The sequence below is a fragment of the Kribbella sp. VKM Ac-2569 genome, from assembly GCF_004216905.1.
Classification (GTDB): Bacteria; Actinomycetota; Actinomycetes; order Propionibacteriales; family Kribbellaceae; genus Kribbella.
Map to the genome: position 1 here is coordinate 152,772 of NZ_SGXJ01000009.1, position 11,344 is coordinate 164,115.

Annotated in this window: 11 protein-coding genes; 2 read left to right on the top strand and 9 right to left on the bottom strand. The window is 68.1% G+C overall.

What is annotated here, in order from left to right:
- The first annotated feature begins 31 nt into the window (after positions 1-31).
- On the top strand, positions 32-1,597 hold the full coding sequence (locus EV649_RS39900) for an alkaline phosphatase D family protein (protein ID WP_130388934.1): 1,566 nt from the start codon (positions 32-34) through the stop codon (positions 1,595-1,597).
- 12 nt (positions 1,598-1,609) lie between these two features.
- Positions 1,610-2,416: a discoidin domain-containing protein gene (locus tag EV649_RS39905; RefSeq protein WP_130388935.1), complete on the top strand. Its 807-nt coding sequence runs from the start codon at positions 1,610-1,612 to the stop codon at positions 2,414-2,416.
- Between the two features lie 3 nt (positions 2,417-2,419).
- On the opposite strand, the gene EV649_RS39910 is transcribed toward EV649_RS39905, so the two are convergent.
- From EV649_RS39910 to EV649_RS39950, 9 genes are all read right to left on the bottom strand, one after another.
- Positions 2,420-3,553 carry an ADP-ribosylglycohydrolase family protein gene (locus EV649_RS39910; RefSeq protein ID WP_130388936.1) on the bottom strand — a complete coding sequence of 378 codons (1,134 nt, stop codon included), beginning with the start codon at positions 3,551-3,553 and terminating at the stop codon, positions 2,420-2,422.
- Positions 3,553-4,830: a sugar ABC transporter substrate-binding protein gene (locus EV649_RS39915; RefSeq protein WP_130388937.1), complete on the bottom strand. Its 1,278-nt coding sequence runs from the start codon at positions 4,828-4,830 to the stop codon at positions 3,553-3,555. The genes EV649_RS39910 and EV649_RS39915 overlap by 1 nt, the downstream gene beginning before the upstream one ends.
- An 8-nt stretch (positions 4,831-4,838) precedes the next feature.
- On the bottom strand, positions 4,839-5,672 hold the full coding sequence (locus tag EV649_RS39920; protein WP_130388938.1) for a carbohydrate ABC transporter permease: 834 nt from the start codon (positions 5,670-5,672) through the stop codon (positions 4,839-4,841).
- Positions 5,669-6,589: a sugar ABC transporter permease gene (locus EV649_RS39925; RefSeq protein ID WP_130388939.1), complete on the bottom strand. Its 921-nt coding sequence runs from the start codon at positions 6,587-6,589 to the stop codon at positions 5,669-5,671. The genes EV649_RS39920 and EV649_RS39925 overlap by 4 nt, the downstream gene beginning before the upstream one ends.
- A complete protein-coding gene (locus EV649_RS39930; protein WP_130388940.1) occupies positions 6,586-7,578 on the bottom strand; it encodes a LacI family DNA-binding transcriptional regulator in 993 nt (330 codons plus the stop codon). The genes EV649_RS39925 and EV649_RS39930 overlap by 4 nt, the downstream gene beginning before the upstream one ends.
- 189 nt (positions 7,579-7,767) lie before the next feature.
- Positions 7,768-8,664 (bottom strand): zinc metalloprotease, encoded by an 897-nt coding sequence (locus EV649_RS39935; RefSeq protein ID WP_130388941.1) that lies wholly within the window; start codon positions 8,662-8,664, stop codon positions 7,768-7,770.
- A 70-nt stretch (positions 8,665-8,734) separates the two neighbouring features.
- Positions 8,735-9,685, bottom strand: coding sequence for a potassium channel family protein (locus EV649_RS39940; protein ID WP_130388957.1), 951 nt, complete (start codon positions 9,683-9,685; stop codon positions 8,735-8,737).
- On the bottom strand, positions 9,657-10,769 hold the full coding sequence (locus tag EV649_RS39945; RefSeq protein ID WP_130388942.1) for a GNAT family N-acetyltransferase: 1,113 nt from the start codon (positions 10,767-10,769) through the stop codon (positions 9,657-9,659). Before EV649_RS39945 ends, EV649_RS39940 begins: the two co-directional genes overlap by 29 nt.
- 82 nt (positions 10,770-10,851) lie before the next feature.
- A complete protein-coding gene (locus EV649_RS39950) occupies positions 10,852-11,253 on the bottom strand; it encodes a hypothetical protein (protein ID WP_130388943.1) in 402 nt (133 codons plus the stop codon).
- Between the last annotated feature and the right edge of the window lie 91 nt (positions 11,254-11,344).

Here is an 11,344-nt window from a genome sequence, read left to right on the forward strand (position 1 = left end):
GTTGCATCGGCGCGGGCCGATACTTCGGCCCATGGTCACCCGCCGCAGCTTTCTGACCGCCACGGGCGCTGCCGCAGCGCTCGCGATGACCGGCAACCTCCCTGATCTCGTCGATGCAGCAGGAATACCGCATCGCACCGACAAAAGGCCGCTCTTCACCCTCGGCGTCGCCTCGGGCGATCCGCTGCCGGACGCCGTGGTGATCTGGACCCGGCTCGCACCCGGTCCGCTCGAACCGTTCGGCGGTATGGACGACCGCACGGTGAACGTCGAGTGGGAGGTCGCCGAGGACGAGACGTTCCGCAGAGTGGTACGTCGCGGCACGGCGCACGCCCGTGCGGAGTACGCCCACACGGTGCACGTCGACGTACGCGGGCTGCGTCCGTGGCGGCACTACTTCTACCGCTTCCGCGCCGCTGGTCAGATCAGCCCGGTCGGTCGGACGCGGACCGCGCCCGCGCCGTCCGACGAGCCGGCCGTGACGATGGCGGTCGCGTCCTGCCAGGCCTTCTACGACGGGTTCTACACCGCCTACCAAGACGTCGTACGCCGGGAGCACGATGTCGTGCTGTTCCTCGGTGACTACATCTACGAGGTCGGTGTCGGCCCGACCGCCGGCGTACGGAACCAGGCTGTCCCGGTCGACTTCGCCGGCGAGATCTTCACGCTCGACGAGTACCGGGCCCGGTACGCCCTGCACAAGACCGACCCCGACCTGCAGGCCGCGCACGCGGCGGCGCCGTGGGTCGTCACGCTCGACGACCACGAGGTCGAGGGCAACTGGGCCGGGTACGTGTCCGAGGACGGCATTCCGCACGACGACTTCCTGGTACGCCGGGCCAACGGGTTCCGCGCGTACTGGGAACACATGCCGCTGCGTCTCGACCAGTCCCCCGACGGCCCGTCGATCCGCTTGCATCGCCATCTCCGGTACGGCCGTACCGCCGACCTCAGCGTCCTGGACACGCGGCAGTTCCGCGACGACCAGACCTCGTCCGGTGGGTGGCTGCCGCCGGACGAGGTGTCGACCGACCCGGCGCGCACCATCACCGGTGACGCCCAGGAACACTGGCTCCTGGACACGCTCGGCCGCTCGACGAGCCGGTGGAACGTCGTCGCTCAGCAGGTCGCGATGGCTCAGCTTGACCGCAAGACCGGTCCGGAGCTCGAGCTCCCGATGGACACCTGGAACGGGTACGCCGCATCCCGCGACCGCGTGCTCTCCGGAGTCCGCGACCAGGACGTGCGCAACTTCGTCGTACTGACCGGAGACCTGCACCGCAGTGTCGCCTCCGATCTGCGGGTGAACTTCGCGGACCCGTCCACTCCGGCGATCGGCACCGAGTTCGTCACCACGTCGATCTCGTCCGGCAAGGACGGTGTCGACGCCGACGCGACCGGACGCGCGCTGCTCGCCGAGAACCCGCACATCAAGTACCAGAACGTCCAGCGCGGCTACCTCAGCTGCCGCCTCGACCGCACCCAGTGGACGTCCGAGTTCCGCATCGTCGACCGCGTCGTCACACCCGGCGGTACGGCGTCCACCCGCGCCACCCTGGTCGTCGAGGACGGCCGCCCCGGAACCCACCTCGCCTGAACGGACCACCCCATGCTCCGACGCTTCGCCCTCGTCGCCGTCCCGCTGACACTTCTCGTTGCTACCAGCAACAACCACGTCGAGATCAGTGCCACCCCACAGCCGGTCGAGGTCGTCCCGCTGCCGTGCTTCCCGGCGGGCAAACTGACCCTCGGCATGACCAACACCGGCCGCAAACCCACGATCGCCGACATGCGCATCTCCTCGGATGATGCGCTCACGCTGTCCCGGCACCAGTTCTCCAGCTATCTTCCGGTCGACCAACTGGTGAACGCCCCGCTCGAGATCACCGTCCCGCGCGGCACCGCGCCCGCGACCCACACCGTCGATCTCACCGTCGGCAAGGGGCGTCTGCAGGTGCCGGTGGTGATCAAGCCCGTCCCGGCCCGCGACAACGTACTGCTCGGCGAACAGGCCGTCGCCTCGTCCACCAACGGCAACATGCGGCTGTGCGGCGGCGTCGACGGCAACGCCGACTCGGCGCAGTGGGGCGCCAGCGGCTGGCACGACAACACGAAGGGCGTCTTCCCCGACACGTACGGCGTCGACTTCATCCAACCCACCACGATCGGCCGAGTCGTACTGCAAACTCTCGACTCGACCACCTACCCCGCGGCGGTGATGGGCATCCGAGATTTCGACCTCCAGGTCCGCGCCAGTAGCACGTGGACGACGGTGGGTGAGGTCCGCGGCAACACCCAAGGTCGCGTGACCATCATCTTCGAGCCGCGCGCCGTCGACGCCGTCCAGCTCGTCATCCACGACTCCAACGACCACGGGTACTCCCGGATCGTCGAACTCGAGGCCTACCACAACTGACATTCAGACCAGCGCGTCCAACGCCGCCGTACGCCGGGCCCACCGCTCGGCGTCGGCCGCCCGGATGTCCTGCACGACCGATGCCATCACCAGACCGGGCTGCACGAGGTCGGTCTTGCTCGCTTCGGCGATCTCGTCCGCCCAGTCCGCCGGTACGCCGTCCTGTCCGCTCAACGCGCCGGTGATCGCGCCGGCCATCGACGCGATCGAGTCCGCGTCGCGGCCGTAGTTCGTGCCGCCCAGCACAGCCCGGCGTACATCTCCCTCGGACACCAGCACGAAGCCGAGCGCGACCGGGAGTTCCTCGATCGCCTTGGTACGGCTCGGGCGGCGGGCGTCCATCGACAGCTCGCGGTAGTTCGGGCCGACCGTGTCGTACGGCTCGATCGCCTTGCGCAACACGGGAATCGCCTGCTCCCAATCGGTCACGCCGTCGGCTGCATCTGCCACTGCCTCGACGGCCCTCCGAGTGCCGTCCTTGGCCAGCTGCAGTGCCGCCTCGACCGCCGACGCAGCCGTTGCCCCAGGCACCATCGCGGCGGCGACGGCGGCCGCGAACACCGCGGCCGCCTCCCGCCCGTAGCTCGACTGGTGCGCACCGGCGACGTCGAGCGCCTCGGCGTACGCACCCTCGGGATCGCCCGCGTTGGCGATCCCGACCGGCGCCATGTACATCGCCGCACCGCAGTTGACGATGTTGCCGACACCGGCCTCGCGCGGATCGACGTGCCCGTAGTGCAGGCGGGCGACCAGCCACTTCTCGGCCAGGAAGACCCGCTGCAGCAGCAACGCGTCCGCCTCGAGCTCGGGGATCCAGCGGGTCCCGTCGATCATCTTCGGCACCAGCGACTCGGCGATCGCGTAGGCGTCCAGGTGCGACCGGCGTTCGTCGTACACCTCGACCAGCGCGTGCGTCATCAAGGTGTCGTCGGTGATGTGCCCGTCGCCCTTGTGGTACGGCGCGATCGGGCGAGCCGTCCGCCAGTCGTCGTACCACGGGCCGACGATGCCGGTCACCCAGCCGCCGTGCCGCTCCCGGATCGCCTCCGGGGTCCAGCCCTCGACGGCTCCACCGATCGCGTCACCGACCGCGGAGCCGACGAGAGCGCCGACCGCTTTCTCTTCCAACTGGGTCATCAGTTGTTGACCTGGCCCCATCCGTCGCTCAGTTTCTTGCCCAGCGCCGCGGCGTCGGTCTTGTTCGCCAGGTACTGCTGGAACGCCGGCGTCGCGATCTGGTCCTTCCACTGCGGGTAGTTCTCCACGCTCTGGAACGGCGCCTTGGTGAGCTCGGCTCCACTGGCCAGCATCTGCTGCCAGCCGTTCTTGCCGCCGGTCGCCTTCTGGACCGTGTCCCGGGCCGCCTGGGTGGTCGGGATCAGCCAGTCGCCCTGACCGACCGCGGCCAGGTTCTCGGCCTTCATGTAGTAGTCGATGAACTTCGCCGACTGCTCGATGTGCTTGCCCTCGGCCGGCGCTGACAGCGTCTGCGGGTTTGCGGCCTGCTTGGTGCTGGTGCCCTTCAGCGGCGGCAGCACCTCCCACTGGAAGGTCTTCGGCGCCTCCTCGAGGATCTGCTGCGCGACGTAGTTGCCGGCCACAACCATCCCGTACTTGCCGGCGTAGAACCCGGGCAGTACGTCGGAACCGCTCTGCGTCAGCGAGGTCGGGTCGATCGACTTGTCGTCGTACGCCATCGCGTGGATCCGCTTCGGCACCTCGAGCTCGGCGTCGCCGATGGTCGCCTTCGCGTCCTTGCCGGAGCCCTCGAAGAACTTCGCGTCGAAGTTCACGCCGAGGTTCAGCATCGTCGCGGTCGGGCTCTTCAGTCCCCAGCCGAGACCGTACTTGCCGCCCGCGGTGAGCTTCTTCGCGTCGGCGGCCAGGTCGTCCCAGCTGAGCGAGTCACCGGTCGCCGTGATCCCGGCCGCCTTGAGCGCCGCCGAGTTCGCGAACACGACGTACGACTGCAGCAGGGTCGGGGCGGCGTACACCTTGCCGTCCTTCGAGACCGTGTCCCAGACGCCCTGCGAGACGGCGTCCTTGGTCTCCTGGCTCAGGTACGGCGAGAGGTCCGCGAGATAGCCCTGGTTGATGAAACCGGTGATGTCGGCGGACTCGTCGTGGATGATGTCCGGCGCGGTCCCGCCCTGGAACTGGGTGACCAGCTGGTCGTGCACCGAGTCCCAGCTGCCCTGGACGTACTCGACCTGGATGTTCGGGTTGGCGGCGTTCCAGTCCGCGACGATCTTCTTCGTCGCGGCGACCGTCGTCTTCTGGAAGGCGAGGCTCTGGAACTTGAGCGTCACCTTCTCGTTCGAGGAGCCCGAACCGTTGTCGTCGCTGTTGCCCCCGCACGCGGCGAGCGTCACCAGCGCTCCCGCCGCGAGCAACGCGGTCAATACCTTCTTCATTACCTCTCCTAACCTTTGACTGCGCCGCTCAGCAGGCCGGAGGTCAACCGGCGCTGGAGGAACGCGAAGAACACGAGACTGGGGACTGTGGCCAGCACGGAGGCGGCGGCGAGCGGGCCGAACTGCACTTGCCCTTCCGCGCCCACGAAGCGGGCCAGGACCAGCGGAAGGGTCTTGAGTTGCGGGTCCTGCAGCAGGACCAGGGCGAAGAAGAACTCGTTCCACGCCGAGATGAAGGTGAACATCGCGGTCGCGATCAGCCCTGGCCGGAGCAGCGGCATCACGATCGAGACGATCGTCCGGATCCGGCCGGCGCCGTCGACGGAGGCTGCTTCCTCCAGTTCGCGCGGCACCGCGGCGACGTACCCCTGCAGCATCCACAGGGCGAACGGGAGCGACCAGACCATGTAGACGATCACGACGCCGGGGATCGTGTTCGTCAGGTGCAGCGGACGCAGGATCATGAACAGCGGGATCACGATCAGGATCACCGGGAACACCTGGCTGACCAGGATCCAGCCGTTCGTCAGCGGCCGCAGCCGGCTACGGAAACGGGCCAGCGCGTACGACACCGGGAGCGCCACGATCAGCACCAGGATCGTGCTGAAGATCGAGATCTGCAGGCTGTTGCCGAGGCCGCGGACCAGACCCTGCTCGTTCAGCGCGTCGGTGTAGTTGGACAGGTCGAAGTGCTTCGGCAGCAGGCTCGGCGTGATGCTGGCGAACTCCTGCGGCGACTTCAGCGAGCTGGAGATCAGCCACAGCAGCGGGAAGCCGAGGAAGACCAGGTAGCAGACAACGGCGACGTACTGCAGGGCGCGGATCCCGGGACGAGTTCTCATGCCTCGCTCCTCAGCCGGTTCCGCAGGTAGAAGAACAGGAACGCGATGATGATGACCACCATCACGTCACCCATCGCCGCGGCCATCCCGAATCTGCCGTAGCGGAACGCCTCGTTGTAGGCGAACAACATCGGCAGCATCGTCTTGCCGCCTGGACCGCCGGCAGTCAGTACGTAGACCAGGCCGAACGAGTTGAAGTTCCAGATCATGTCCAGACTGGTGATCGCGACGATCACGGTCCGCAGCTGCGGGAGCGTGATGTTCCAGAACTGGCTCCAGGTGCTCGCGCCGTCGACCGCGGCCGCCTCGTAGAGGGTGCGGTCGATGCCCTGCAGTCCGGCCAGCAGGGTGATCGTCGTCATCGGCATGCCGACCCAGATCCCCACCACGATCACGGCCGGGAGCGCCGTACCGAAGTCGCCGAGGAAGTTGATCGGATGGTCGGTGAGGTGCAGCTTCTGCAGGACCTCGTTGACCGGGCCGTTGGTCGGGTGCAGCAGCAGGCGCCACATGATCGCGACCACGACCGGCGGCATCGCCCACGGGATCAGCGCGAGGGTGCGTGCGACGCCGCGGAACTTGAGGTTCGTGTTCAGCAGCAGCGCGAGGCCAAGGGCGGCGACGAACTGCAGGATCGTGACCGACAGGGTCCAGATCACGCCGATCCGGAACGAGTCCCAGAACAGGTGGTTCTGCAGGAGTTTGCCGAAGTTGTCGAAGCCGACGAAGTTGGTGTCGACGTGCAGCCCTGCGCGGGCGTCGGTGAAGCCGAGCGCGATCCCGCGGATCAGCGGGTACACGCTCAGGATCAGCACCGGCAGCAGCGCAGGCAGGAACAGCAGAATCGCCTCACGATTCGCCTTCGGCCTGCCCCCCTTCTTCTTCACCGGCGCCGGCGCGGTGATAGTCGCCGTCACGGGGTGGACCTCCTGATGCTCAGGGACGGCTGTACGACGATGCGTCGCGGGGTCCGTTGGTTGTCCTCGATCCTTGCCAGCAGCAACTCGGCGGCCCGGCGTCCGCGCTCTGCGGAGCCCAGGTTCACGCTCGTCAACGGCGGGAAGCTCTGCTCGGCCAGTTCGCTGTCGTCCATCCCAACCACCGCCACATCCCCTGGCACTTCAAGCCCCGCAGCAGCCAGCTCATGCATCAATCCCACCGCCAGCAAGTCGTTCGCCGCGATCACCGCGTCCGGCCGGCTCTCCCCGCCCAGTACGGCGGGGGCCGCAGCGCGACCCGCCGCGAAGGTGAAGTCGCTTGCCTCGGCAACTGCGATCGGGTCCAGCCCGTGGGCTTTCATGGCCTCGGTAAAGCCCTTCGAACGCGCGGCCCCGGGGACCGTGTCGGCCGGGCCGTTCAGGAAGGCGATCCGTCGGCGGCCTTTCGCGACCAGGTGATCGACGGCGAGCAGCATGCCCTTGGGTGAGTTGGCCCGGACCGTGTCGACGCCTGCTTTGGCGGGGACGTTACCTGCGACCACCACCGGCACCTCGCACTCGCGGATCGACTTGACCAGGTCCTCGTCGACGCGGATCGGGCTGATCAGCAAGCCATCGGCGTACCCGCGCGCCATCCCCCGAACCAGCGCGACCTCGTCCACCACGTCCGGCCCGGTCGTCGTCACCACCAGCCGGTATCCGGCCGCGGAGACGACCTCCTCGACCGCCCGCATCATCGTCACGTACACCGGGTTGCCGACGTCCGCGACCGCCAGCGTCAACTGGAACGTCCGCCCGACCTTCAGCGACCGCGCCCGCGCGTCCGGCACGTAGCCGAGCTCGTCGACCGCCCGCTGGACCCGCTCGATCATCTCCTCGGTGGCCGGCAGCCCGTTCAGCACACGCGACACCGACGCCACCGAGACCCCGGCCGCCCGGGCCACCCCAGCGATCGTCGGACGACTCACGCCGACCTCCTGTAATCGTTCTTGTAATCGTTTACAAGCCCGACATTAAACCGCCACCCAAACCCCGTCAACACCGGGTAGTCCCCGACCGCACCCCGCAACCACACCGTGACCCACCCAGCTCAACCTTGAGAAGCCACCAACCATCCGCGGACCGCCGAAATGGTTGGTGGCTTCACAAAGACGCTGTTAGGCGCGGTAGAACAACCATGCGTCGGCCATGCGCTGGGACTGGCCGGGCGTGAACTCGGTGTAGCAGGAGTCGAAGGAGTAGTCCATGTAGTTGTGGATCGGATCCAGGCCGGGCGCCGGACAGGTGTCCTTGCCGGCCGGGCATCCGGACGTCGCCGTCTTCTCCGCCGGCGTGTCGTCGACGAAGTCGCCCTTCGAGCCACACTTGCCGGCGAACGTGTGCTCCAGGTTGAGCCAGTGCCCGACTTCGTGCGTCGAGGTCTCACCCTGGTCGTAGCGTCCGGCGTAGGTGGTCGACGTACCTATGAAGGACTCCCAGTCGATCACGACGCCGTCCAGGTACGCCTGGCTGCTCGTCACGATGCTCGGCAGGTAGGCCCATCCGAGATAGTCGCCGGCGGTCGTCGAGTACAGGTTCAGGGCATCCGTTCCGCCGGTGCGCAAAGCCTGCTTCATGTTCGTCTCGTCGGCACCGCCCGGATTCGCGGCGAACCAGGCCGCGTTGTCCGTCCGGGTCACGCCCGCCAGCGTGAAGCCGAACCCGGTCCGGGCTCCGCCCTCACCACCGGCATAGGTGTTGTTCAGTACGTCGATCTGCGCCGCGATCTGTGCGTTCGTCAGAGACCCGATCACCCCGTTCGTGACCACGTGGAAGTACACCGGGACCGTTGCCCTGAAGCCGGGCTTGGCCTTGCCCCGTGCCGTTGCCGGCAACTCCTGGGCGACCTGCCCGAGGTTCGGCTCCCGCGGCCCGCCGCGCGCCTGTACGACGCTCTCCTCCGAGACGCAGGCGTCAACGCCCGGCAGACTCGTGGCCTGACTCTGCGTTCCGCTCAGTCCGGCACCCATCATCGCCACCACGGCGACCGTCCGCGCTGCCCTGTTCCACTTCATGACCGCCCCCTGCCAGAGCCCGTCCCCCAGGCAGTTCGACTCTAAGCACGACGGCCGTACGACGGAAGAGCTACTCGTCGTCCTCGTCGGCGCCGGGGCGTTCGGCCCAGGGGGTTTCCTTGGCGGGACGGACGACGATGAGTTTGTCGCCGGCGGCCAGCACCGAGACGTTCGAGTCGTAGTAGCGGTGCACCTTGCCGTCGCGGACCACCGACACGACGCGATCGGGTACGGCGGACGGCGGCTTGCCGACCTCGCGACCGAGGACCGGGCGCTCGGCGACCTCGAGACCCTCGCCGTACGTGAGCAGGTCCTCCATCACCTCGCCGAGGTTCGGGCTCACCGAGGTCAGTCCGAGCAGCCGGCCGACCGCCTCGGACGAGGTGACCACAGCATCCGCGCCGCTCTGCCGGAGCAGCGGCACGTTGTCCTCCTCGCGTACCGCGACGACGATGTGCGCGTCCGGGTTCAGCTGCCGCACCGCCAGCGTCACCAGGACGGCCGAGTCGTCCCGGTCGGTCGTCACGATCACCTCGCGCGCGGTCATCACCTCGGCGCGACGCAGCACCGTCCGGTTCGTCGCGTCGCCGTGGAACGCGGCCATCTGGTCGTTGCCCGCGTCACCGATCGCCGTGGCGCGCGGGTCGATCACCACGATCTGGTCGCGCTTCACCCCGTTGCTGATCAGGGTCTGCACGGCGGCGCGGCCCTTGGTGCCGTAGCCGACGACGATGGTGTGATCCTTCATCCGTTTCCTCCAGCGCGTGTCGCGCATGATCCGGCGACCCTCGTTGGCCAGTACTTCCAGTGTCGTACCGACCAGAACCACCAGGAACGCGATCCGCAACGGAGTGACGACGAAGGCGTTCACCAGCCGGGCAGTGGGCGTCACCGGCGTGATGTCGCCGTACCCGGTCGTGGTGAGCGTGACGGTTGCGTAGTAGATGCTGTCGATCAGCCCGACTGTGCCGTCATAGCTGTCCTTGTACCCGTCACGGTCGACCACCACGATCAGCACCATCAGGGTCAGCAGCCCCAGCGCGATCAGAAATCGGCTGAAGAGCTGAAAGAGCGGCGAGCGCGTGCTCGCGGGCAGGTTGACCAGCAGGCCGTGCGGGTTGCGACCGGTGGGAAGGGGTGGCACGGTTCAGACGATATTCCACCGGCGGCCGATCCACCGCATGCGACAGGCTCCGGTCGGTCAGTGCGACACTCACCATCAGACTGTCGCCGTCCCGAATCACCCGGGACCGCATCCGCAACCGCTCGAGGGTGCGGAGCATCGCGTGGTTCTCCGGCTGCACCATGCAGACCACCCGGTCGGCGCCGAGCGCGCGGGCCTCCCCGACGACCTGGCGCAGCAGCCGCAGCCCGAGCCCTTGTCCCTGCCAGCCGTCCTCGACCAGTACGGCGACCTCCATCGTCGTACTGCCCAGCTCCTCCCACGGCGCCGCCGTCGCCATCCCGATCACGGCGTTGTCGACGCACGCGACGATCGACACGCCGCCGGCCGGCGCGGACAGGTGCCGCGCGGTGCGGGAGGTGAGTTTCGGCATCGGCACGTGGTACCGCCGGGTGCGGCTCTCGTACGAGCACCGCTCGTGCATCGCGACGACGGCGTCGGCGTCCTCGACGGTCGCGATCCGCAGCTCGGGTACGACGCCGCTACCGGGCCGCGGGCCCTCCGGCGTATCGAGCCGCTCGGCCAGCCGGCCGGCGATCTCGACCAGCACGTCCGCGCGGGCCCATTCGGCCGGCGTGTACTCGTCGAACCCCTGCAGGTTGCCCAGCTCGTCGTCGACAGACACCGGGTCGTCGATCATCCGCAGTACGGCGCGCAGGTACCGCGTCGGCGCGTCATGGAGTACGTCGGCCTGGCACGGGCGGACCGTCGTACGGCCACAGCCGGCCTCCGCGACCAGCGCGGTCAGGTCGTCGGCGGTCCAGCCGACGCCGGTGGAGACGACCAGCTCGTCGACCGCGCCGGACTCGGAGGTGAAGACCTCCAGGTGAAGGATGTTGATGTCGTCCGCACCACACCGTGCAGCGAGTTCGGCCAGCGCACCGGGCCGGTCGGCGAGTTCGGTCCTGATCTTCCAGAGCATGCGGACGCCCTCCCTCGTGGAAACGTCCTTCCACTGTGCGTCCCGCCTGTTGCCCGGCCGGGTCCGGAATGTTACGCGCTCGTCAACGTTTCCGGCGGACCTTGGGCAGGATTTTCTGCCTGCGCGCTGCCAGGACGACGGCCGATTCGCGCTTGTCCAGGTCCGCGTGCCGCAGCAGCTCGGGATAGCTGCTCTGCGGTACGACGGGGTACGTCGTCACGATCGCGTCGCCGGAGAACACGAAGAAGATCGCCTGACCGTCCTTGATCACCTTCAGCAAGGAGCCGTCGCGCACGGTGAGAGCGTGCTCGACCGCCTTCCGGCGCGCGGACCGCTTCGCCCAGGCGGCCTGGACCGCCTGCTGCGCGGGCTCCCGACCGTGCCGGACCGCCTCGACGACGAGCGGCCCGTACCGCACGCCGTACTTGACCAAGTTCTTCGCAAGCTTGCTGCTCTTGCCCGCACCAGCCGCTCCACCCGCCATGTGTTTCTCCTATGTCAAGCCGCGGCTGCGAGGGTGGTTCTCGCGGTGGGTTGGTCGGTAGTGAGGTGGTTGAAGACGATGCGGGCGAGGC

Coding starts and splice junctions, on each gene's coding strand:
- EV649_RS39900 (WP_130388934.1), top strand. CDS start 32: ATGGTCACCCGCCGCAGCTTTCTGACCGCCACGGGCGCTGCCGCAGCG.
- EV649_RS39905 (WP_130388935.1), top strand. CDS start 1,610: ATGCTCCGACGCTTCGCCCTCGTCGCCGTCCCGCTGACACTTCTCGTT.
- EV649_RS39910 (WP_130388936.1), bottom strand. CDS start 3,553: ATGACCCAGTTGGAAGAGAAAGCGGTCGGCGCTCTCGTCGGCTCCGCG.
- EV649_RS39915 (WP_130388937.1), bottom strand. CDS start 4,830: ATGAAGAAGGTATTGACCGCGTTGCTCGCGGCGGGAGCGCTGGTGACG.
- EV649_RS39920 (WP_130388938.1), bottom strand. CDS start 5,672: ATGAGAACTCGTCCCGGGATCCGCGCCCTGCAGTACGTCGCCGTTGTC.
- EV649_RS39935 (WP_130388941.1), bottom strand. CDS start 8,664: ATGAAGTGGAACAGGGCAGCGCGGACGGTCGCCGTGGTGGCGATGATG.
- EV649_RS39940 (WP_130388957.1), bottom strand. CDS start 9,685: ATGGTGCTGATCGTGGTGGTCGACCGTGACGGGTACAAGGACAGCTAT.
- EV649_RS39945 (WP_130388942.1), bottom strand. CDS start 10,769: ATGCTCTGGAAGATCAGGACCGAACTCGCCGACCGGCCCGGTGCGCTG.
- EV649_RS39950 (WP_130388943.1), bottom strand. CDS start 11,253: ATGGCGGGTGGAGCGGCTGGTGCGGGCAAGAGCAGCAAGCTTGCGAAG.